Origin of the sequence: Enterococcus sp. DIV2371 (assembly GCF_050498525.1) — a bacterium.
GTDB classification, from domain to species: domain Bacteria; phylum Bacillota; class Bacilli; order Lactobacillales; family Enterococcaceae; genus Enterococcus_B; species Enterococcus_B mangumiae.
Window position 1 is genome coordinate 2,210,645 of the sequence record NZ_JBIPAJ010000001.1, and the last position, 21,400, is coordinate 2,232,044.

At 40.2% G+C, this 21,400-nt stretch carries 23 protein-coding genes, 1 tRNA gene and 1 other annotated feature; of the genes, 6 read left to right on the top strand and 18 right to left on the bottom strand.

Annotated features, from left to right (window positions below; all coding sequences use genetic code 11):
* Positions 1-151: 151 nt before the first annotated feature.
* Positions 152-1,480: an RNA polymerase factor sigma-54 gene (gene rpoN / locus IGL24_RS10325; RefSeq protein ID WP_206853532.1), complete on the bottom strand. Its 1,329-nt coding sequence runs from the start codon at positions 1,478-1,480 to the stop codon at positions 152-154.
* Positions 1,481-1,539: 59 nt separating this feature from the next.
* On the opposite strand from rpoN, the gene IGL24_RS10330 reads away from it, so the two are divergent.
* A tRNA-Arg gene (locus IGL24_RS10330) sits at positions 1,540-1,611 on the top strand.
* 670 nt (positions 1,612-2,281) lie between these two features.
* On the opposite strand, the gene IGL24_RS10335 is transcribed toward IGL24_RS10330, so the two are convergent.
* The 6 genes from IGL24_RS10335 to IGL24_RS10360 form a co-directional block, all read right to left on the bottom strand.
* On the bottom strand, positions 2,282-2,851 hold the full coding sequence (locus tag IGL24_RS10335; protein WP_429968442.1) for a hypothetical protein: 570 nt from the start codon (positions 2,849-2,851) through the stop codon (positions 2,282-2,284).
* 298 nt (positions 2,852-3,149) lie between these two features.
* A complete protein-coding gene (locus tag IGL24_RS10340) occupies positions 3,150-3,779 on the bottom strand; it encodes a hypothetical protein (protein WP_207699498.1) in 630 nt (209 codons plus the stop codon).
* A 13-nt stretch (positions 3,780-3,792) separates the two neighbouring features.
* Positions 3,793-3,960: a hypothetical protein gene (locus tag IGL24_RS10345; RefSeq protein ID WP_429968443.1), complete on the bottom strand. Its 168-nt coding sequence runs from the start codon at positions 3,958-3,960 to the stop codon at positions 3,793-3,795.
* Positions 3,953-4,351, bottom strand: a complete 399-nt coding sequence (locus IGL24_RS10350) for a hypothetical protein (RefSeq protein ID WP_206853527.1) — start codon at positions 4,349-4,351, stop codon at positions 3,953-3,955. The genes IGL24_RS10345 and IGL24_RS10350 overlap by 8 nt, the downstream gene beginning before the upstream one ends.
* 211 nt (positions 4,352-4,562) lie before the next feature.
* Positions 4,563-5,177 carry a DNA-directed RNA polymerase subunit delta gene (gene rpoE / locus IGL24_RS10355; RefSeq protein WP_108143628.1) on the bottom strand — a complete coding sequence of 205 codons (615 nt, stop codon included), beginning with the start codon at positions 5,175-5,177 and terminating at the stop codon, positions 4,563-4,565.
* 76 nt (positions 5,178-5,253) lie between these two features.
* Positions 5,254-5,685 carry a DUF1934 domain-containing protein gene (locus tag IGL24_RS10360; RefSeq protein ID WP_066026358.1) on the bottom strand — a complete coding sequence of 144 codons (432 nt, stop codon included), beginning with the start codon at positions 5,683-5,685 and terminating at the stop codon, positions 5,254-5,256.
* Between the two features lie 254 nt (positions 5,686-5,939).
* Between IGL24_RS10360 and IGL24_RS10365 the strand changes: the two genes are divergently transcribed.
* Genes IGL24_RS10365 through yidA form a run of 3 tightly spaced genes read left to right on the top strand, consistent with a single transcriptional unit; the run spans position 5,940 to position 8,951 of the window.
* A complete protein-coding gene (locus IGL24_RS10365; RefSeq protein ID WP_206853525.1) occupies positions 5,940-6,773 on the top strand; it encodes a lipoate--protein ligase family protein in 834 nt (277 codons plus the stop codon).
* Positions 6,757-8,127: an HD domain-containing protein gene (locus IGL24_RS10370; protein WP_206853523.1), complete on the top strand. Its 1,371-nt coding sequence runs from the start codon at positions 6,757-6,759 to the stop codon at positions 8,125-8,127. The genes IGL24_RS10365 and IGL24_RS10370 overlap by 17 nt, the downstream gene beginning before the upstream one ends.
* Positions 8,128-8,141: 14 nt before the next feature.
* The gene (gene yidA, locus IGL24_RS10375; RefSeq protein ID WP_206853522.1) at positions 8,142-8,951 is read left to right on the top strand and encodes a sugar-phosphatase; all 810 of its coding nucleotides are present in this window, start codon (positions 8,142-8,144) and stop codon (positions 8,949-8,951) included.
* Between the two features lie 71 nt (positions 8,952-9,022).
* Here yidA and IGL24_RS10380 read toward each other — a convergent pair whose 3' ends face one another.
* On the bottom strand, positions 9,023-9,463 hold the full coding sequence (locus IGL24_RS10380) for an NUDIX domain-containing protein (RefSeq protein WP_206853519.1): 441 nt from the start codon (positions 9,461-9,463) through the stop codon (positions 9,023-9,025).
* Positions 9,464-9,597: 134 nt separating this feature from the next.
* Between IGL24_RS10380 and gloA the strand changes: the two genes are divergently transcribed.
* Positions 9,598-9,972 carry a lactoylglutathione lyase gene (gloA, locus tag IGL24_RS10385; RefSeq protein ID WP_206853516.1) on the top strand — a complete coding sequence of 125 codons (375 nt, stop codon included), beginning with the start codon at positions 9,598-9,600 and terminating at the stop codon, positions 9,970-9,972.
* 73 nt (positions 9,973-10,045) lie between these two features.
* On the opposite strand, the gene IGL24_RS10390 is transcribed toward gloA, so the two are convergent.
* From IGL24_RS10390 to IGL24_RS10435, 10 genes are all read right to left on the bottom strand, one after another.
* Positions 10,046-11,392: a TrkH family potassium uptake protein gene (locus IGL24_RS10390; protein ID WP_429966358.1), complete on the bottom strand. Its 1,347-nt coding sequence runs from the start codon at positions 11,390-11,392 to the stop codon at positions 10,046-10,048.
* Positions 11,393-11,735: 343 nt separating this feature from the next.
* Positions 11,736-12,371 (bottom strand): V-type ATP synthase subunit D, encoded by a 636-nt coding sequence (locus IGL24_RS10395; protein WP_207699499.1) that lies wholly within the window; start codon positions 12,369-12,371, stop codon positions 11,736-11,738.
* A 7-nt stretch (positions 12,372-12,378) separates the two neighbouring features.
* Positions 12,379-13,755 (bottom strand): V-type ATP synthase subunit B, encoded by a 1,377-nt coding sequence (locus IGL24_RS10400; protein WP_207699500.1) that lies wholly within the window; start codon positions 13,753-13,755, stop codon positions 12,379-12,381.
* Positions 13,748-15,529 carry a V-type ATP synthase subunit A gene (locus IGL24_RS10405; RefSeq protein ID WP_429968444.1) on the bottom strand — a complete coding sequence of 594 codons (1,782 nt, stop codon included), beginning with the start codon at positions 15,527-15,529 and terminating at the stop codon, positions 13,748-13,750. Before IGL24_RS10405 ends, IGL24_RS10400 begins: the two co-directional genes overlap by 8 nt.
* Positions 15,530-15,549: 20 nt before the next feature.
* On the bottom strand, positions 15,550-15,861 hold the full coding sequence (locus tag IGL24_RS10410) for a V-type ATP synthase subunit F (RefSeq protein WP_206853505.1): 312 nt from the start codon (positions 15,859-15,861) through the stop codon (positions 15,550-15,552).
* Positions 15,851-16,837, bottom strand: a complete 987-nt coding sequence (locus IGL24_RS10415; RefSeq protein ID WP_206853502.1) for a V-type ATPase subunit — start codon at positions 16,835-16,837, stop codon at positions 15,851-15,853. The genes IGL24_RS10410 and IGL24_RS10415 overlap by 11 nt, the downstream gene beginning before the upstream one ends.
* Before the next feature lie 14 nt (positions 16,838-16,851).
* On the bottom strand, positions 16,852-17,436 hold the full coding sequence (locus tag IGL24_RS10420; RefSeq protein ID WP_206853500.1) for a V-type ATP synthase subunit E: 585 nt from the start codon (positions 17,434-17,436) through the stop codon (positions 16,852-16,854).
* A gap of 16 nt (positions 17,437-17,452) precedes the next feature.
* Positions 17,453-17,923, bottom strand: coding sequence for a V-type ATP synthase subunit K (locus tag IGL24_RS10425; RefSeq protein WP_206853497.1), 471 nt, complete (start codon positions 17,921-17,923; stop codon positions 17,453-17,455).
* Between the two features lie 25 nt (positions 17,924-17,948).
* On the bottom strand, positions 17,949-19,943 hold the full coding sequence (locus tag IGL24_RS10430) for a V-type ATP synthase subunit I (protein WP_429968445.1): 1,995 nt from the start codon (positions 19,941-19,943) through the stop codon (positions 17,949-17,951).
* Positions 19,930-20,262 (bottom strand): hypothetical protein, encoded by a 333-nt coding sequence (locus tag IGL24_RS10435; protein ID WP_339092624.1) that lies wholly within the window; start codon positions 20,260-20,262, stop codon positions 19,930-19,932. Before IGL24_RS10435 ends, IGL24_RS10430 begins: the two co-directional genes overlap by 14 nt.
* Before the next feature lie 101 nt (positions 20,263-20,363).
* Positions 20,364-20,411, bottom strand: a sequence feature (sodium ion sensor (DUF1646 type); this cis-regulatory element may regulate processes involved in with the transportation of sodium ions).
* A gap of 220 nt (positions 20,412-20,631) precedes the next feature.
* Here IGL24_RS10435 and IGL24_RS10440 point away from each other — a divergent pair.
* Positions 20,632-21,351: a gamma-glutamyl-gamma-aminobutyrate hydrolase family protein gene (locus IGL24_RS10440; protein ID WP_206853492.1), complete on the top strand. Its 720-nt coding sequence runs from the start codon at positions 20,632-20,634 to the stop codon at positions 21,349-21,351.
* The last annotated feature ends 49 nt before the right edge of the window (positions 21,352-21,400 follow it).

Below are 21,400 nucleotides of genomic sequence, written 5' to 3' on the forward strand. Positions count from 1 at the left end.
TGATCTAAAAAAATAAATCGGACTTTCCAACTTGCACGTTCTCATATAGGAAAATCTCAACCTCACATGACTTAGTCTACCAGTTTTATCCTTTTTTATCAACAAAAAAAGACTAGAAAAATGTTTAAGATTCTTCTAGTCTTGCTTTCCTTTACTTATCATACCGTTTTCTTTTCGATGAACTAGGGATTCCTAACAAGTCACGATATTTAGCAACTGTCCGGCGAGAAATCGAAATTTTCTCGTTTTTAAGCAGTTCAACTAATTTTTGATCTGATAATGGCTTGCTTTTATCTTCAGCATCCACCAATTCTTTGACTTTTTTCTTAGCTGTATCAGCGGATAGGTCTTCGGAACTTTCTGTGTTTGTCGGTTGCAGTCTTGTTGTAAAAAACTTTCTCAATTCAAAGACCCCGAACTCGGTTTCAAGATATTTGCCATTCACTGCTCGACTGACAGTCGATTCATGGACATCGATCTCTTCTGCTACCTCTTTTAAGGTCAATGGTCGAATCGGACGTGCTACGTTCGTAAAAAACTCTTTTTGGCGTGAAACGATGATCTGTGCTACACGCATGATCGTATCGCCCCGCTGTAAAATCGTTTTTTGTAGCCACTCAAATTCTTGTTTACGTTCTTTTAGATAGGCTTGCGTTTCTTTGTCTGCTTTTTTTTGCATTTGTTGAAAATAAGCTTCTTGAAAGCGAACATTCGGTTGATTGCCACGATTCGAGACGACTTGGACTTCTTCACCTTGCACAATGACTTTGACATCTGGAATGATATACAAGCCACTACTATGGTCAAATACTCTGCCAGGGCTTGGACTAAGGGTTTGGATATAGTCGAAGATCCGTTGCACGTCGCTTAATGGAATCGAAAAATGTTGCGCGATCTCTTTCCATTTGCGATCCACTAACTGATCGAACCATTCTTCCAAGACGATGTAAGCCAATTCGGGGGCATAATCATCTCTTTCTGTTTGTAACATCAAGCATTCTTGTAAACTTCGGGCACCAACACCCGCGGGTTCTAATTGTTGTATCAATGTCAACGCATCAAGCATTTGGATTGGTGTCGCATTGGTCTGATGAATCGCTTCTTCTAAAGGAATCGTCAAAAAGCCATTCAGGTCAATGTATTCAATCAGATATAAAATCAACTTTCGTAAAAAAGTATCTCGGTAGTTCAAATGGACTTGATCGATCAACGATTCAAAAAGTGAACCTGTCGTATCAGGAATTTGGTTCAGATAACTCGTTTCTTCCCCATCATAACTAGTGCTTCGTTTTTGATAATCGGGTTGCCAATCCGGTTCGACTACTTCTACTAAGGGGTTTTCCAATGCCTGGTTTTCAACAAAAGCTAAAAGCTCTTCGCTGTTGTACTGCAAGACTTGGATGGACTGTTGTAGTTGCTGTGTCATGGCAAGTTTTTGTGTTTGTTGTTGTTTTTGTGAAAAATTTTGTTCAAATTTCATTTTTTTGCCCATTCCCCTTGTAATTTATTTTTGATTTCGATACAATTGTTGCAGTGCTTGCGTCCTTAGTGTAGTGGATATCACGTAAGATTCCGGTTCTTGAGACGGGGGTTCGATTCCCTCAGGACGCGTCTAATGTTATCTTAGCATATTTGCAAGGATTTTGCTTTCAAAATTCTAAGAAAAAAGCGGTTTTCCTATCTAGGAAAACTGCTTTTTTTGATTTCTTTATGGGATTGATTTATTTTTGATGACTGACTGACTTTCTTTCCATACATCATTCTATATTTGCCAAATATTATTCTTTTATATGACCTTCAATGAAAAATATGAATAATAGAACTAACCTCTTTTTCAACAAATCAGATTCCATCATCGTTTCTTTGCTATTTAACTTATTTTCACACTTGGCATACTTAATAAAGAGATCGAGACAACAGTGTTTTACCCAGAGAAACAGACGCTTATCCACAAAAATTGTTCTTCAAATTTTGTGGATGGCGTCTTATTTTCAAGGATGTTGCTTCTATAGGCCGTCGTTTATTCGATTTTATGATAAAGTAAAAAGTCAATTTTACCTTTGTCCTAGATACTTTTCAGTTTCATTAAAAATCCCTACTTGTTCTTTTTGCTTGAATTAGCAAAATAGACGAGTGAAAATCCTACATACATACCTAGTGTTATCCACCACTTAAATTGTCTATTTAATAGATGAGATAGACCCCAGTTAAAAAGTAATACTAGTAGAAAAGCACCCAAAATAATTTTAAGGTCCTTCATAATTACCCCACCTTTATAACATTAAAAATTAATACGTCCATTATTGGGGACTTTATCACGTTGATCCCAATATTTGGCTAAATAAGCACCTGGAGAATTCAAATTAAACACAAAATCAATTACATTTTGTGTGATAAATCCACCAACCATTCCATATTTTATTAACGCTGCTTTTACTGCAGATATAGCAGCATGTTTTCCAACTTTTTTCATAGCCGCAGCAAGTCCTCCAATAGCGCCACCAATAGCTATCCCAATCGCAGTATCAATAAATGCTCCCATTTGATTGACAGTAATTCCTTGCCAAGGTGATCTCAGCGCTAATGATGGGTCTGTTATGTATACACCTTGATCCGTACTAATTGGATCTATAGTATAATCTCCTCGCAATTGTTTATAAACACCATCTCGGAGATATTCCTTAGATAATTCTGGATAATTTTTAGATATTTCAACAACTAATTGTTCTACTTGTTCTTCATCAAATGACTCTTCAGACTTCAAATCTACATACACCTCTTCAGTGTAATTATCTGAAGCGTAAACACTAACTCCTGATGGTACTATACTTCCTAACATCAACAATAACAAAAAAAAACGATACTTTTAAACTGAATACTTTTTTCATGATAACGCCTTCTTCCTGTTTATGATTAAATATAGTGTTACATTTAGAATTTTATCAAAAGAAGGACCTAATTTAATATTTATCATAAAAAGGGCTGTTAGAGTCATTTGTGTTCAAATTATCAAACTAATTTTCTAAAATCGTTAACTAGTATTTTTGGGGACAAAATCATGATACCAAAATACCGTAACATAATACGTCAGTATGTCGAGTTACTAATCACTCGTTTTTTCTTTTAATCAACTTACTCATCATGGGATTTTAAAAAGTAAACCAATCTTCTATGTAACTATAGTAGAAATGATTTGATAAAGGTCCAGGATCATAGCGCTCTGTCACACCATCGCCTCGACGAAGTGTTAAGCCGTTTCTTAAAGTTGCTGTTTTTTGATCATAGAAATCACCATTTATCGTATAGAATATCCGGTTAGGATCTTCTAAATAGGCAAATACATCCCCCGAAAAATGTTTCTCCAATCCTGGGTTAGTTGTTTTCAACTGGACAGACAAAATCGACTTGATTGCCCGAAAATCTCCACTTTCACTCGTTTCACAGTACAACAACAAACTTGGTTGGTATACTCTGTTAACAGTTATGTTTTGAGAAAAGACACGATAGGTTGTGCCATTATGTATTGCGCTTTGCGCCATTTGCTCAGTATAGCCTATATGTTTTCTTGCTTGTTCTTCGGTCAGTTGAAACTCTCTTGAAATGACACGAAGCAGTTGATCAAAGTCCAAATTACTGGACATCGTTCGATATGTATTTGCTTCACTTTGTATTGAAAGATTTAAAGACGTTTGCTCTTTTGGTGACAGATTGACCAACAGGAACAACGCAAATAAAACACCAAGACAACTGATTACTTTTATTCGTATTGATTTTTTCATCGATTACTCCTATTTATTTGTTATTCTTCTGTCTATTATCATAATCGGAAATAGCCACTGACGCAAAGAAAACTTTTATAAAACAATTGTTTTTATTTTTGACTTCTCCTTTCAACAGATTTTTCACAAGAAAAAAGAGCCGTTGCTTCGGCTCTTCAACAGCTTTTCGCTTTTTAGTCATATGGGACATAATTTTCCATACGTTCTTCTTCGTTCAACTCCTCATTTTCAATCAACATATTCATGCCGCCCATCAATTCCGAACTCATCGGACCATTCACAGATAAGTCATGTCGCTGGATCATTTGTTGATATTCCTCTGCACTGATCACTGCTCCAGTTTTCAGATTTTTATACTGCTTCGGCGTTTCCTCAACTTCATCGTCCAATTTTGAAAAATCAGTTTCTTTGTAAGTGACAAAGTAGCCATGAGAAAGTTTCTTTTTGACCACTTCATTACATTCAGGACAGCGGATCGGCATTTCCTTTTCCTGGTGTTCCACGACGTTACTTACTTCATTATAATAGAATTTCGTCTGACAATTGGGACATTTTAGTTGATCATCTAACATATCGATCGTCTCCTTCTATTTTGATTATCGTGTCTCAGTTTCGTTTTCATCATACTCCTTTTTACAGGAAATGAAAAAAGATTCGCTGAGATGAACTAGTTCTTATGATCAAGAACACCGAGTATTGGTAGAAGCACTACTTAGTCAAACACAAAAAAACTGCAAGTATGCTTAGTTATAAGCAACTTGCAGCTTCGAGTAGTTTCCCTTTTTATTCTTCTGGGAAATCTTCGTCTTCGAACTCTTCATCTTCTTCATCATCATCGTCTTCGATAATGCTTAGATCTTCTTCGATGTTTCCTGGGATTTCTTCTTCATCATCACCAGTATCAGCACCGATTTCTTGTAAGTCAGAGTTGTATGCAGCGATTTCTTCATCATCGTCGTCTTCGTCTTCAAATAGATCATCATCGTCTTCATCAGACAAATCAGTATCTTCTGGGTCGTCATCATTATAATCGATGGCATCTTCGTCATCATTGATAAAGGCATTGACTTTTTTGCGTTTACGACGACGTGGTGTATCCTCGTCTTCTTCGTCGATTCCATGGTTGACTTCTTCATCGATTGAATCAATGGCATACCATGAACGCAAGCCCCAACGATTGTCGCCTAATGAAATAAAGCTACCGTCAATATTTAAGTCAGTATAAAATTGTGCGAGTGAATCACGAATGTCACTATCTGATTTGCCAAGATAAGTTTGGATCTCATTTGCTAAATCAGAAAAGTCCATCACATCACCACGCTGCTCTAAGATCGCGTGTGCGACTTCGATCATTGATAATTCGTTTTTGTTTGCACCTTCAAATACACTAATTTCCAATCAGGACACGTCCTTTCACAGTCTACTCCTTATCATACAAAATCACAGGTAAAAAATCAAACGTTTCTTTGCTATTTTATGCAGTAAAATCTAAGACCATCTCATATTCACCTATTTTTTCTATTCCCATGAATAAATCGTACTCGATCATGACTTTGCCAGCGGTTGGTCGATCTTTTAGACTGACGTGTAATTCCTTCGTGAATGTGTCGACTTGAATCATTCCGTAAGGGGTCCGATAATGAGTCTCCAGGCGTTCACGATAGGCAAATTTCAAACGCATACGCATTTCACCAGCACGGATCAATTGTACGTGCCCATCTGGCATGATCTTGATCGTGACAGGAATCTCTTCCTGTCCTTCTTGGATCTCTTTATAGCGTATGTATAAGGTATCGCCAATTTTGACCATCTGTCCTTTCAGATCAAAATAAAAATCTTGTTGTTCTCCTTGTTGTTTCACCTTCGTACGTAATTGTATCGAAATCGGTAATCCAGATCGTTCCATTAGACATTCTCCTTTTCTCATAGCTACATTGTTCCCACTTTCCATTGATTTGTCAACCGACAGGTCTAAAGAGCGGATAACTTTTTTCCTCTCTTCTTTAATAATTTGGAGTATAATGAAGGAAGTGGGCGTGATACTCCTATTGTATTATAACGATTTGGTGGCTGTGACATGAGCCTCTCGTCACACCTAAGTTCAAATAAAAGATAGGTAAAGCACCCGTTCTCAAACAGATTTAACTAGGAGCTGAGTACATGACATCCATCATTTTGGATCAAGAAGTCTACCACACAAATGATTTTTCTCCGTTTGCTTTAACGGATATTTTAACAGAGAATTCAAAAAAAAAGCAACAAACTTTTCTACATTTTTGGCAATATCAACAGACAGTTATTCTTGGTATGAAAGATACTCGGACACCCTTTTTAGCTGATGGGATAAAGGCTATCCAACATGCGGGATTTACTCCAGTGATCCGCAATGCCGGTGGACTTGGCATCATTTCGGATCAAGGAATCTTGAATATCTCATTGATTTTCCCGCAAGAGGATGAGAATAAGATCTCGATCGATGAAGGCTACGAAAAGATGCTCGCTCTGACTCGCCAAGCTTTTCCTGTTTACGCCGACAAAATAGAAGCCTATGAAATCAAAGAGTCCTACTGTCCAGGTACGTATGACCTTAGTATCGATGGTAAAAAATTTGCCGGGATTGCCCAACGTCGCATTAAAAACGGGATTTCAGTCATGATGTACCTTAGCGTGAATGGTGACCAAGAAAGACGTGGCGAATTGATGCGGCAATTTTATCAACAAGCGTTGAAAGAACAATTTGGTACGGATGGCTACCCTGCCGTGAGACCAACCAGTATGGCGACATTAGAAGAGTTATTCGCTACGTCATTGACGATCGTGCAAGTAAAAGAGTCATTTATCAAGGCATTTGATACAATGTATCCAACAAGTATTTCGATGGACTCTGACGCTTGGCAAAAAGCCAATGTCTCACCCGATGAGTGGCAAGTACAAATCGAACGTATGAACCAACGAAATGCACTAAAGGAGGTGGCTTATGACAACACCTTATAAATATAAAATGTTACCGATGGAAAAAGTGTTTAGAGATCCTGTGCATAACTATATCCATGTGCAGCATCAAGTAATTTTAGATTTGATCAATTCTAAAGAAGTCCAACGATTACGGCGGATCAAACAACTCGGTACTTCGTCATTTACTTTTCATGGCGCAGAACATAGTCGTTTTACTCATTCGTTGGGTGTATACGAAATCTCTCGTCGCATCTGTGATATTTTTTCAAGAAATTTCTCCATTGAAAAAATCGGTCCTTCTGGTTGGGATGATCGGGAACGTTTAGTCACATTATGTGCCGCCTTACTCCACGATATTGGTCACGGACCTTATTCACATACATTTGAACATATTTTCCAAACCAATCATGAAGCAATCACTGTTGAGATCATCACTTCGCCAGAAACCGAAGTCTACCAGATTTTGAATCGTGTCGAAGAAGGCTTCCCTGAAAAAGTGGCTAGCGTGATCCAAAAAACCTATCCAAATCCACAAGTCGTCCAAATGATCTCTAGTCAGATCGACGCTGATCGCATGGATTACCTTTTACGTGATGCCTACTTTACCGGTACGGAATATGGGACATTCGATTTAACGAGGATCTTGCGTGTGATTCGCCCCTATCAAGGAGGCATCGCCTTTTCTATGAATGGGATGCATGCGGTAGAAGATTATATCGTCAGTCGTTATCAAATGTACGTCCAAGTGTATTTCCATCCCGTTTCCCGTGGCATGGAAGTTGTGTTAGAGCATCTATTGCATCGCGCCCATGAACTTTATCATCAAGAAGATGATAGCTTTGCACGACATTCACAGCTCCTTCTACCATTTTTAGATGGTACCTTTAGTTTAGAGGAATATCTCAAGCTAGATGATGGGGTGTTGAATACTTGTTTCACGCAATGGACGGACTCGTCTGATCCGATCCTCAGTGATTTAGCCAAACGTTTTTTGAATCGTAAACCATTGAAATCCGCGATGTTTTCTGGTGATCGTCAGTCGCCATTGATTGCTGAACTGACTTCTTTAGTTGAAAAAGTGGGCTACAATCCTAACTATTATACGGCGATCAATTCCAGTTATGATCTTCCTTATGACTTTTATCGTCCTGAAGAAGGCAGACATCGAACACAAATCGAAATCTTGCGAAATGACGGAACTTTGGTAGAATTATCAGAGGTCAGTCAATTAGTTGCTGCATTAGCAGGGCAAGAACAAGGAGATGAACGTTTCTTCTTTCCAAAAGAAATGGTTGATCCTTCCTTGCGTAATCACTATGATCTTTTTGACGAAACCTATCAAGAATTTGCGCGTCATATCCATAATGGCGCATTGATTGAAGAAATAAACTAACTAAGGAGAACATTATGTCTATCAAATTAGTCGCTATCGATATCGATGGCACCCTTTTAAATGAAAAAAGAGAAATCACACAAGAAGTCAAAGAAGCAATTGCAAGCGCTGTGGAAAAAAACGTGGCGATCGTCCTATGTACAGGTCGACCTCTTCCAGGTGTCAAAAATCAATTGAATGAATTAGGATTATACCAAGATAATGATTATGTGATCACTTATAATGGAGCTTTGGTCCAACAAACAAAATCAGGTAAGATCATCGCTCGTCATGGCTTGACTTACGAAGATTTCTTAGAGATCGAAGTGATGGCAAGACGTGTAGGCAGTCATTTACATTCCATCGATGATCAAACGATCTATACTACAAATCGTGACATCAGCCCTTACACTGTCCATGAAGCATTTTTAGTCAATATGCCGTTGAAATATCGGACAGCGGATGAAATGACCCCTGACATGAGTATCGTGAAAATGATGATGATCGACGAGCCAGAGATTTTAGATGCGGCAATCGCTCGTTTACCGCAAACATTCCGCGAAAAATATACGACTGTCAAGAGTTCCCCTTTCTATTTTGAGATCTTGAACAAAGAGGCAAGTAAAGGAGCGGCTGTTGCTAACTTAGCGCAACATCTAGGAATCAATCAAGATGAGATCATGGCGATCGGCGATAACGAGAATGATCTGTCGATGATCGAATACGCTGGATTAGGTGTGGCAATGGGAAATGCTGTGCCATTGATAAAAGAAGCTGCCAACGTGATCACTGCAACGAACGATGAACACGGTGTTGCCGAAGCAATCAAAAAATATGTCTTATAAGACCAATGAATAAGAAACAGCTCATTGAGAGGGTCGAAATGCTGACTCTCTGATGAGCTGTTTTTTGCTGTTCAATTGTTCAGCGCTAGCCATTGCTCGACTGCCCAACGGTGGCTCCCTCGCTTCAATTTCTCCAAAGCAGTTTCAGGAGTGACCCACCAGATCGATTGATCTGTTTCAATTGGTTCCCCCACCTCCTGCCAGCTTTTTGCCACGTAAAAATAGCCAGGATTATGATAATATGTTTTTCGATGCTTTGAGTAAAAATACTCTGCGGCTTCGCCTAAATAACAAGCAATCTCCGCCCTTATCCCCATCTCTTCTAACAATTCACGAGCAATCGCTTCTTCGTTGGTTTCTTCTCCCTCTTTTTCACCTCCAGGTAGAAAAAAGGCACCATTTGGCGCTTCGATCATTGCGATTTTCTCATGTGATTCGACAATGATATACGCTGCATAACGGTCTTGGTAGTTTGCAGACTCGTCTTTTTCGCCAAACATTGGTTTTTCCATAGGTTATATCCTCTCATCTTTTTCTTTCTATTCTACATGAGAGTTTTCTCATAAACAAGCACAAACCCATATTGTACATGTATTTTTTGATATGATAAATAGGAAAAGGTAGAAACAGAAAGGAAGATTTATTTATGAAAATGGCTCATACTTGCGTACGTGTAAAAGATCTTGATGCTTCTTTAGAATTTTATCAAAAAGCATTTGGTTTTGAAGAAAGTCGCCGTCGTGATTTTCCAGAAAACAAATTCACACTGGTTTACTTGACTTTACCAGGAGATGATTACGAATTAGAGTTGACTTACAACTATGACCATGAAGGATACGACTTAGGAAACGGCTATGGTCATATCGCTATTTCAGCGGATGACTTGGAAGCACTTCATGAAAAACATCAAGCAGAAGGCTTTAACGTGACTGACTTGAAAGGACTTCCTGGAACTGCTCCTTCTTATTACTTCGTTGTCGATCCTGATGGCTATAAGATCGAAGTAATCCGTACAAAATAAAACGTTGCAAAAAAGCAGAGGAAGCTTACACGTTGTGTTTGCTTCTTCTGCTTTTATTTTTGATCAGTCACAGTTACCCGATCAGTACACTTTCTTCTGGATATTTATATTTTGCTTCTGTTCGATTTCCTTTGACAAGTAAAGAGAAAAAGACAGTCAAAATGCCTACACGTCCAATATACATCAATGACATGATGATCAGTTTTCCGATTTCTGTCAGGTCGGGTGTCAGTCCCATCGTCAAACCGACTGTTCCAAATGCTGAGAACACTTCAAAAGCGATGTATTCGATGCCTGAAGTCTCTGGGATCGTCTCCGTCACAGACAAAACCATTATCGCTAACATACATAAAGATAATGTGATGAAGAATAACGTTAATGCCCGAAGCACTGCTGCTGGACGAATCGTTCGTCCAAAAGCTTCTGCTCTTGTTTTTCCTTTAAACGTCGCGTGCATTTGAATCACTAAGATACCTAACGTGGTGGTTTTTAGTCCGCCCGCTGTTGAACCTGATGTTCCACCGATATACATCAAGATCATTGTCAGCATCAATCCTGCATGACTCATTTGTAAATAGTCGATCGAATAGTAACCGGCTGTTCTTGGTGTGACACTCATGAAGAACGTATTTGCTAAACGTTCCAGATAAGTTCCTTCAACTAGATGGATGCCATTTCGTTCTGTAAAGAAAAAGACAACAAAACCGCCCACTAATAACACGCCAGTCACGATCAATGCGATTTTTGAGTGCAAGGTGATTTTTTTCACCTTATGATAGCTGAGTAAATCACGCCAGACAATAAAGCCTAACCCGCCAGCAATGATCAACGCAGAAACCACCATTAGTAAATAGACGTTTGGCTGATCATCAGCCAAGCTATTACCTAATAAGTCAAAACCTGCATTACAAAAACTCGACACCGCATGAAAGATACTGAACCAAATCCCCTTTGCCCAGCCGTAGGTCGGTACAAACGTGAAACTCAATGCAAAAGCACCCAGCGCTTGGATCACCAGCGCAAATTTCAAGATATAAAGCATCAAACTCATCACGCCAGACATGATTTCAAGGTTCAGAGCTTCTTTTAATAAGATCCGCATACTAAAACTGACTTTTTTCTTAGCTACTGCAAAGAAAATAATAGGGATCATCATAAAGCCTAAACCACCGATCTCAATCAAGATCATGATCAAAAACTGCCCTGCTTCGTTCCAATGTGCTGCCGTGTTCAAAGTGGTCAACCCAGTGACACAAACAGCTGAAGTTGCGGTAAACAATGCGTCGATGTAATTGGTCGCTTCACCGCTCTTACTGAAAAAAGGCAAAGAAAGTAAGCTGCCACCAACCAAAATCAAAAGAAAAAAGCCAACAGCGATCAATTGGACTGGTGACAGTTGCTTTGTGAACTTCTGTTTAATTCGAATCACTCCTCTAAGGGTACTAACCCTCTTCGTAAAGAACATAGAAAAGCAGCTATATTCCCACAGATATAAAAAGAAATCTATTGATAACTCCCTATTTTTATTCTTTATCTTACCCTGTTTTTGTTATTCTGGCAAAGAATTTGAGACTTTTACATCCCTTCTATCGCTTCGTTTGCTTTCAGTAATTTTCAACCAACGAGGGAAAAACAAAAATACAAAATAAGAAAAAACTCCTATTGAAGTAAGCCATAAACGTCAAAACAGAAAAAATATTTTAGCGTCTACAACTTATTCTTCGGAGTTTAGTACGATCGAACGATAAAGTGATTGGAACTACTTAATCATCGTTCCCCATATTTTTTACTTTGATCAAACGAGTCACTTCCGCTCGTTCATTTTCTTCTAACTTCATTTTGATATAATAGATCGTTTCTTCCAGTTGCGGGATCGTCATGTACTCTAATGCATTGACTCTTCGACGTGTTTTTTCGATTTCACCAGCCATCAATTGACAGGTCTTCTCGATTTCCGTCAACTCAAGCAGCTTAGGAAGAAATGAGGTGAAACGATCGATCGAACGATCTAATTCCGCATTTGAATTCAAATAGCCATATTCTACAGGTGCTTCGCCTAACTGTTCGTCGTATTCAAAATTCATGATTGGGACTTTGACGCTCATGATGTTTTTTTCGATCACAGATAACTCGACATTTTCTGCTGGCAAGACAAACAATTCATCAATGAATGCTTCAGGCAATGAAGCTTTCGCAAGGACAAAATCGCTCATAGCTGCGGTTATTTCTTTTTCTACTGTATGGCGCAATTCATTGTTTTTGCGAATCAGTAAGATGAATTGACGCATCAATTCATCTTGCTTATCTTTTAACAGTTTGTGCCCTCTCGTCGCGGTCGTCAATTGTTTTTTGAGTCGTGTCAATTCCATCCGTGTCGGATTAACATTTAATCGAACCATCTGACACTCACTCTCCTTCTGGCAGGTACTGGTCAAGCAAATCGTCTTTGATCCGTTTTAATTCTGTTCGTGGAAGCATCGCTAAAAGCTCCCAGCCAAGGTCTAACGTCTCAGTGATCGAGCGATTCGTATAAAAACCTTGATTGACATATTCTTTTTCAAAACGTTCCGCAAATTTTGCATAGATCTTGTCCACATCTGACAACGCAGATTCACCTAAAACAACAGCTAGTTCCTTCGCTTGTTTTCCTTGAGCATATGCCGCAAACAATTGGTTCATGGTTGCTGCATGATCTTTTCTCGTCTTTCCTTCACCTGTCCCTTTATCTTTTAACCGAGAAAGGGAAGGCAACACATCGATTGGCGGTTGGATCCCACTCTTATACAATTCCCTCGTCAAAATGATCTGTCCTTCAGTGATATAGCCAGTCAAGTCAGGGATGGGATGTGTCTTATCATCTTCTGGCATGGTCAAAATTGGGATCTGTGTCACAGAACCTTTTAAGCCACGAATGCGCCCAGCACGTTCATATAAAGTTGCCAAGTTGGTATAAAGATACCCTGGATATCCACGTCGACCTGGTACTTCCCGACGTGCCGCTGAGATTTCTCGCAACGCTTCGGCGTAGTTGGTCATATCCGTCATGATGACTAAGACATGCATTCCTTTTTCATAGGCTAAATATTCAGCCGCAGTCAAAGCCATGCGAGGTGTTGCGATCCGTTCGATGGCTGGATCATTTGCTAAGTTCATGAACATCACAGAGCGATCGATCGCCCCTGTTTGGCGGAAATCTTCCATGAAGAATTCTGCCTCTTCAAAGGTGATCCCGATTGCTGCAAAAACAACGGCAAAATCATCGGAAGAATCCAGCACTGTTGCTTGTCTTGCTATTTGGGCTGCTAATTCTTTGTGTGGCAATCCAGAGCCAGAAAACACTGGTAATTTTTGTCCTCTGACCAACGTGTTCAAATGATCGATCGCCGAGATTCCCGTTTGGATAAACTCATCGGGGTAATCACGCGCCACTGGATTGATTACTTCGCCATTGATGTCCAAGTATTTTTCTGGCAAGATTTCTGGCCCATTGTCTTTTGGTCGACCTAACCCGTCAAATACACGACCGATCATATCTTCAGAAACCCCTAATTCCAATGGATGTCCTAAAAAGCGGACGGATGAATCTCTGAGGTTGATTCCACTCGTTCCTTCAAAGATCTGGACCATCGCTTTGTCTTCTTGTACTTCGAGTACTTGTCCACGACGAATCTCGCCATTTTGCATACGTACTTCGATCAATTCTTCATATTTTACACCAGCGACTTTTTCTACCACCATCAAAGGACCGACCACTTCGCCAATCGTTCGATATTCTTTAATCATCGGTCATTCCTCCTTCTGAAACGATTGCTTGGATCGTTGGTTTGATACTTGCTTGGATCTCATCTAATTTGGCTAATTCTGTTTCCGGCACGAATTTGCTACGGCCGATCCGTTCTCTCAATACGACAGTTCCTTTCATGATCTCACTCAAATAAGCACCTAATGAGATCGCCTGACGTGCTTCTTCGCCAAAGGAAAGAACTAATTTCAACATTTTGAATTGTTTTTCTCTGGAAGTAAATGTATCCACATCATCAAAGGCATTTTGCTGTAAATAATCTTCACGAATGGATTTGGCTACTTCAAGAGTCAAACGATCGTTGTCAGAAAGTGAATCGACACCGACAAGGCGGACGATTTCATTCAGCTGTTCTTCTTGTTGTAAGATACGCATTCCTTCTGCTACCATCTCTGACCAATTCTCTTGTAGGATCTGATCCATATAACGTCCGACTTCTGATGAGTAAAGAGAATAGCTTTGAATCCAGTTGATCGATGGGAAATGACGCTTTTGCGCTAAACTAGAATCTAGTCCCCAGAATACTTTCACCACACGTAACGTATTCTGTGTCACTGGTTCTGAGACATCTCCACCAGATGGCGAAACTGCACTGATTGCTGTAATGCTTCCTTCACGTTCTTCAGAACCTAAAGCAATGACACGTCCTGAACGTTCATAATATTCTGCTAAGCGAGAACCTAAATAAGCAGGATACCCTTCATCGCCAGGCATTTCTTCTAAACGTCCACTCATCTCTCGTAACGCCTCTGCCCAGCGAGACGTTGAGTCTGCCATGATCGCCACATCATACCCCATATCACGGAAATATTCCGCAATCGTGATCCCTGTATAGATCGACGCCTCACGAGCTGCTACCGGCATATTCGACGTGTTGGCGATCAATACGGTACGTTCCATCAATGATTCCCCTGTATTAGGATCGATCAATTCTGGAAACTCATTCAATACATCCGTCATTTCGTTGCCACGTTCGCCGCAACCGACATACACGACCATGTCCACATCCGCCCATTTGGCGATTTGGTGCTGAACGACTGTTTTACCGGCACCAAAAGGACCAGGAACAGCGGCAGCTCCGCCTTTTGTCACTGGGAAAAAGGTATCGATGACCCGTTGTCCAGTGATCATCGGTGCGTCTGGATTCAGTTTTTCTTTGATAGGGCGACTACGTCTGACCGGCCATTTTTGTAGCATCGTCAATTCACGTAAGCCGTCTTCCGTCTCGATCACGCAGACTACTTCATCAATCGTAAATGAGCCTGCTTCGATTTTAGTGATTTTTCCTTTGACACCATGAGGTACCATGATTTTGTGTTTGATGATCTTCGTTTCATCCACAACACCAATGACATCTCCTGTGCGAACTTCTTGTCCAATTTCAGCAGTTGCTTCGAACCACCATTTTTTTTCGTGGTCTAATGCAGGTAATTGCACCCCACGGCTTAAAAAGTTGCTTTGTGTCAACTCCATAAATGTATCTAAAGGACGTTGAATCCCGTCAAACATTTGTGAAATGATCCCCGGTGCTAGTTCAACTGATAAAGCTTCCCCTGTTGAACGTACTGGTTCGCCAGGGCCGATCCCTGAAGTTTCTTCGTATACTTGTATTGATGCGACATCTCCACGCATCTCGATGATCTCACCGATTACTCCTAACTCTCCCACTAAGCACATATCTTGGATACTGGCATCTGACATATTTTTTGCCATCACGAGAGGGCCGGAGACTTTTATGATTTTTCCAATTTGCAATGCACTATCTCCTTTACATTCTATAAGATATTTTGTCCAACTGCTTTTTCCACACTCTTTTGGATCTCTGCCACACCGATCCCCATCGTTCCTTGATGGCTAGGGATAAGGACGATTGCGGGTGTCATCGATTCTTTGTAACGTTCAATCGTTTCAGGTGTCAATGTTGCCGCTTGTTCGGTCACATAAATGACACCATACGAGTTTTTTGCCATTCGTTCGATGGCGCTCCTCACATCTTGTGGTTCTGTCGCATATTGCACATCAAATCCAAATAATTTAAATGGTAAAACAGAATCTTTGTCGCCAACGACACCGATTTTATGCGTCATAGACTTGTCTCACCCTTTCTCTGATCGTTTCATTATCGAACTGATTTTTTTTGCCGATCACTAATAGCCGAAGATTTTTGCTCTCGATTTCTTTTGCATTCAAGAAAGCAAGTAAAGGCAACGGACCAAAAGCTTGCGTCTGTGCTGCTTGATAAAGTGAGGACAAGTAGTTGTCTTTGATTTGTTCAAGTTGCACAAAATCTAATTCACCTTCACGGACAGCTGGCTCAATCAATTCACGATAATCCGTTGTTTGTAAAAAGGATAGGTACGCCTCGAGATCACTTTTGACAAAAGTTAAAAACGCTTCTTTCGGAATGCTTCCTGAACTTGATAGTACTGCCGTCATAAACCCGCTCGAACGTTGCTGTAAGATGCCTCGTGCCATCGTTGTGATATTGGTCAAATCGATAAATGCGATGATTTCTTCCAGCAATTCCGGATAGCCGAGTTTCTCTCCAAGACGGCGTTGTTCCGTCAAGAAATAGCGGTCATAGATGACATCGATCCCTTGTAGTACCGATGATTCTTCACAATATTCATGGACTTCACGAATACTGTCCAACAACTGCGGTGGCAATTCTGTAGAAGTTTGTGTATGGATCGCCTGCTTCAATGTTTCGCAAGAATAAAACCCATCATTACGATAGAGATGATCCAAATTTTTGCCAGTCATCTCCGCTTTGGTCAAGACTTTTAAATTATGGAACGTATAGCGCATCGTATAGACCCATACGACTTCGGGTTCTGGTGCTGATTCTTTCAACCAAGTAAATAATTTAGCTGATTCCGCTAACAGATTTGCCTCAAAATCGCGTTCAAAGCCTTCATAGATGTAAGGATGGTAAATCGTTGTTTTTAAAATCTCCCCTAGTGCTTCCAATGACTTTGCTTGAATCATGCGTTCGAAGTCTTCTTTTGATAAGAGTTCTAACTCTCTTCCACGAATCAAGGGATTTAATTCATGATATTCCATTCAACGATCCCTCCTTACTCGAATAGTTGTTTCGCAATCTCAAAGCGCATTTGTTCTTGCACTTCTTGAACCAGATCACTGTAGATAAAATTGTATTGGACACCTTGATCATCGATCAAAAATCCCGCTTCTTTTGCAATCGTTCGTTCACCCAAGTGCAAGGTGAAGGGCAAGATTTGATTCCACGTTTCCAACACTTCATTTGTTAGAATGGCAGCAGACTTTTCTCCAGCAAATAAGGAAACATCGCCAGACAAAGATAATGTCTGCACCATCTCGAACATGAAAGAAAGTTGGTCTTCTACTGACCAGTTTTCTAATTCTTGCCGAGCTTCAGTAAACAAGCGATGTAAAAACTCTTGTTTTTCATTAAGTGTCGCTTGACGTACTTCGACCTGTTGGCGATTTCTTAATTGACGATAATTTTTTTCGATTTCTTCAAGTTCTCTCGCTTTTGATTTTTCGTATTCTGCTTCTAAACGCGCACGTTCGCTTGTTACTTGCTGATCGATTTTTTCACGCTCTGCTTTTTCAAACGCCGCTCGTTCTGCTTCTGCTGTTTCATTCATTTGCTGAATGATGTTATCAATGGCGTTCATTTATTTTCCTCCTCGTTTAAGCATTCAACACTAATAAGAAAGAAATAACGAATCCTAAGATTGCGTATGTTTCAACCATCGCAGCATAGATGATCCCTTTTGTTGCATGTTCTGGTTTCTTCGCTAAGATTTGGATACCCGCAGCAGCCACTTTCCCTTGGGCGATACCAGAAAACAAACCAGTAAAGGCGATCGGTAGTGAAGCGCCTAAGAAATTCAATCCTTGGACAACGGACATATCTCCGTTTAGATTGATGAAGATCAAGAAGGCGATAACGAATCCATAAAGACCTTGCGTACCAGGTAGTAATTGTAAAATCAACGCTTGACCGAATTTTTCCGGTTGACTCGTCGTCAATGCTGCAGCAGCCTCACCAGTCATCCCTACACCTTTAGCTGAACCGATACCAGAAAAAATCGTTGCTGTTGCCATTGCTAATACCGCAAATACCATTCCACCATTTTGAGCAATTAAGTAATCCATCATTTTTTAAATTTCCTCCAACTTTTTTCTATTTTTTCTTATGATTGATATTGACATATTTTTCCGCTGTTTTCAGTGGATCGAAGGCTCGTCCGCCTCCGGTATAAAACTTGCCGAAAAATTCGACATACTGCAATCTTGCCCCATGCACGTAAGCACTCAGCAAGGTTAAGAACATATTCAACGCATGTAAGGCAATGATCAATAAGATCCCTACACTGAAACGAGCTGCTGGCGGCATAAAAGCAACCAACATGTTGAAAGCTGCGCCGATGCTCCCTCCAGAGATCCCGAGTGCCATCAAACGTGTATAACTCACTAGATCACCGATATAACCAGTCAACCCATACAAATTGTACGCACCTTTTGCGGCGCCTTTGACTTTTGAAGAAGATTGAAAAATCGGAATAAACAAAATACACAGCGCTGAAAAAATCGCCAGTCCTGCACCTAGATACACAAATGCGGTATTTTTGACAAGCATACTGCCGATCAGTACTAGAACAAGCCCGACTAAGATTCCTTGCCATGCGAACCCGTCATTGACCGCATCTAGATAATCTTTGCGCTTGATATGTTCTTTTGCTGCCAGAAACAACCCGACTAGGATTTGAATAAATCCAAAGATGACAGATAAGATCAAGATCGTATTCACATCTTCAGTCGTCGACAGCAGTGGAAACGGCAAATGAATGCCAGCGATTTCGGTTGGTAGTGCTTGTCCGAAAAACGAACTGTAAATAAATCCCCAAATGATCGACGGAATCGCTAGGATCTCGAAAAACTTAACAAACCGTTGCATGCCTCGTGGCAATACCAGTAATTTTTGAGCAATGATCGCACCCAATAACATGAGTAGTCCATAACCGATGTCAGCCACCATCATCCCAAAAAAGACGAGGTAAAAAGGCGTCATCCATGGGGTAGGATCGATTTCATGGTATTTGGGCAAACTGTACATTTCCGTCAGCAGCTCAAATGGTGCCACGATTGGATGATTTTTTAATTTCGTTGGGACTTCTTGATCGATCTCTTCTTCTGTCGGCTCTTCAAAGCTAAGATAGACTTCATCCGCTGATAATGTCGCTTCTACCAATTGGATCAGTTCTTGTTTTTCTTCTTCTCCGACCCAGCCTTGGACGACGATCAAGTAAGGCGCCATGACAAATCGATCTTTCACCGCTTCGCGTTCTACCATTGCTAGTAAAATCTCCTCCGCCCATTCCAACTCTTGGATGTAGCTACTGCAACGACCGATTTTGATCGCTAATTTTTTTTGTGCTTCATCGCACGCTTGCAACTCTTGTTTGACTTGCTGTAATTGTTCTTTAGGCGAGCGTTCATAAGGATAAGTTTCTTTCACAAAGCCATAACGAGTAGCGATCTCTTCCACAGCAACTGCTACTGTTTTTAGTACAACATACGTCAAGTAGACGAAATGATCGGTTTCGCTGATTTCTTCCACATAGACTTCTGGGACTTTTGCTAATTCTTCTCTAAACTCTGTTGCATTCGCAACGCTGATCGTTCCCATCACGACGGTTGTTTGCCGACTACTAAAATTTTGAGGTGTGAAGTCTAAGTTTGACCAGTGCGTCAACCATTCTTCTTGCTCTGACAGTTGTTCTCGTTTTTCTGACAGTGTTTCCCATTGTTTTTTCAAATCCAGTACTTCAGTTAATCTCTTCGTAAAATCTTCTTCCGAATAATCCGCTTCTAGCTCTTCCAAAGACAATTCTCTTCGTTTGAGATGTTGCTTTTTTTGTTGCTTGTCTCCATGGTGATCAATGAATTGAACAGCTTCTCTGGTTTGCATGATACGGCTAGAGAGTGCATTGAGGACCGGTTCTTTTTCAAAAATCGTGGCCTTAGGAAAATAAGTATCGACCCATTCATTATTTGTCTTTTCTTGAAAAAGATCGCGGATCTCGACGTTTTGGTTCCCTTGGATCGTTTTCAGCAATGCCTCTTGGTTACGTTTATCGGAAATAAGAGTGACTTTTTCCATCTTAGTGACGGCCATAAGTTTCTTTCACCCTTTCAATGATCGCATCAACCGCTTGCTTTCGTTGCTTCTCATATTGTTCTTGCACAATGGATTGCAACCGTCTGGCATCTTCGTTCAATTTATTTTTTTCAGCAGCCGCTTGTTGCTGTTCTGCTTGTTTTTTTTCTTCAAGCAACTGTTCTAATCGTTGTTTTTGATCCGCACGAAGTTGATTCAATTCTGCTTCTTTGATTTGTTGGTAATCTTTTAGCTCTTGCTGAAGCTTTTGCATGGTTTGTTCATTTGCTTTTTCAGCTTGTTTGATTTTTTCTAAGGCTTCTAGCACATTTCCCACATCCTTCCTCTAAAAAAAAGAGGTACATTCTTTCTTTTTTCATTGAAAGTATGTACCTCTAAAAGATAACTTTAGATAAGCTAGGCACTTTCAAAAACATGTTCTTCTCACCCCTTGAAGAACCAGATCCTTGAAGCTTGCGCCCAACCTTTTTTATTTATTTCTTACCTACAATTATAACAAAACGAGGGGAAATTTCAACTATCTGATAAGGTTTCTTCCTCAAAAAGGCTATTACCGATAGTAAATGTGCAAGTTTAGATAATCTTCTTTCCTATTATATAATCACGTACGTTTTATAAAACAAATGTTTTTATTTTTTCTAAAGTATTGCTAAAATAATACTAGTGAATGAATGGAGGAAAATGTATGCAACAAAAAATCGGTATCGTGGCTAATCAGTTATTACGAGCAACAGAAACTTTCCAAGGGAATCAAGTCACTTACACTCCCCAAGGCTTTGTTAATGCAGTGAAGCAAGCAGGGGGCTTACCGGTACTTATACCTATTTCTTCCCCAGAGACTGCTAGCGATTATATCCAGATGGTCGACAAAATACTTCTTGCCGGTGGACAGGATGTTAGTCCTTCACTTTATAATGAAGCGCCTCACCCTAAACTGACAGAAACGAATCTGGATCGGGATTTGTTCGAGCAGGCGTTGATCAACGAAGCCTTGAAGCAGAACAAACCAATCTTAGCCGTATGTCGCGGGATGCAATTATTGAATGTCGCTTTAGGCGGCAATCTTTATCAAGATTTGACGTTGTATCCGAATTGGTCAGTAAAACATGAACAGCAACCCACTCCTCCACAATTTGCGACCCATGAGATCACAGTGGAACCAGATAGTTTGCTTCATGAGTTACTTCCTACTTCTTACTTTGTGAATTCTTATCATCACCAAGCAATAAGAGATCTCGCGCCCACACTGAAAGCAACGGCGTATTCGCCTGATGGATTAGTCGAGGCTGTTGAAAGCAATGAAGCAGAGCAACGAATACTTGGTGTACAATGGCACCCTGAACTGATCCACCAAAAAAATCCATTGGATCAAAAATTATTCGATTATTTTGTTCAATCGTTGTGATCGACACAAAATAGATAAAACGCCCAACTAGAAGAAACATGTTGTTTCG

Excerpts from the sequence above, each read along its gene's own strand:
- IGL24_RS10350 (WP_206853527.1), bottom strand. The coding sequence starts at position 4,351 with ATGTTAGATGATCAACTAAAATGTCCCAATTGTCAGACGAAATTCTAT.
- IGL24_RS10425 (WP_206853497.1), bottom strand. The coding sequence starts at position 17,923 with ATGATGGATTACTTAATTGCTCAAAATGGTGGAATGGTATTTGCGGTA.
- rpoN (WP_206853532.1), bottom strand. The coding sequence starts at position 1,480 with ATGAAATTTGAACAAAATTTTTCACAAAAACAACAACAAACACAAAAA.
- IGL24_RS10400 (WP_207699500.1), bottom strand. The coding sequence starts at position 13,755 with ATGATTAAAGAATATCGAACGATTGGCGAAGTGGTCGGTCCTTTGATG.
- IGL24_RS10420 (WP_206853500.1), bottom strand. The coding sequence starts at position 17,436 with ATGAACGCCATTGATAACATCATTCAGCAAATGAATGAAACAGCAGAA.
- yidA (WP_206853522.1), top strand. The coding sequence starts at position 8,142 with ATGTCTATCAAATTAGTCGCTATCGATATCGATGGCACCCTTTTAAAT.
- IGL24_RS10365 (WP_206853525.1), top strand. The coding sequence starts at position 5,940 with ATGACATCCATCATTTTGGATCAAGAAGTCTACCACACAAATGATTTT.
- IGL24_RS10380 (WP_206853519.1), bottom strand. The coding sequence starts at position 9,463 with ATGGAAAAACCAATGTTTGGCGAAAAAGACGAGTCTGCAAACTACCAA.
- IGL24_RS10340 (WP_207699498.1), bottom strand. The coding sequence starts at position 3,779 with ATGAAAAAATCAATACGAATAAAAGTAATCAGTTGTCTTGGTGTTTTA.
- gloA (WP_206853516.1), top strand. The coding sequence starts at position 9,598 with ATGAAAATGGCTCATACTTGCGTACGTGTAAAAGATCTTGATGCTTCT.
- IGL24_RS10395 (WP_207699499.1), bottom strand. The coding sequence starts at position 12,371 with ATGGTTCGATTAAATGTTAATCCGACACGGATGGAATTGACACGACTC.
- IGL24_RS10440 (WP_206853492.1), top strand. The coding sequence starts at position 20,632 with ATGCAACAAAAAATCGGTATCGTGGCTAATCAGTTATTACGAGCAACA.
- IGL24_RS10410 (WP_206853505.1), bottom strand. The coding sequence starts at position 15,861 with ATGACGCATAAAATCGGTGTCGTTGGCGACAAAGATTCTGTTTTACCA.
- IGL24_RS10360 (WP_066026358.1), bottom strand. The coding sequence starts at position 5,685 with ATGGAACGATCTGGATTACCGATTTCGATACAATTACGTACGAAGGTG.
- IGL24_RS10370 (WP_206853523.1), top strand. The coding sequence starts at position 6,757 with ATGACAACACCTTATAAATATAAAATGTTACCGATGGAAAAAGTGTTT.
- IGL24_RS10430 (WP_429968445.1), bottom strand. The coding sequence starts at position 19,943 with ATGGCCGTCACTAAGATGGAAAAAGTCACTCTTATTTCCGATAAACGT.
- IGL24_RS10415 (WP_206853502.1), bottom strand. The coding sequence starts at position 16,837 with ATGGAATATCATGAATTAAATCCCTTGATTCGTGGAAGAGAGTTAGAA.
- IGL24_RS10345 (WP_429968443.1), bottom strand. The coding sequence starts at position 3,960 with ATGACTAAAAAGCGAAAAGCTGTTGAAGAGCCGAAGCAACGGCTCTTT.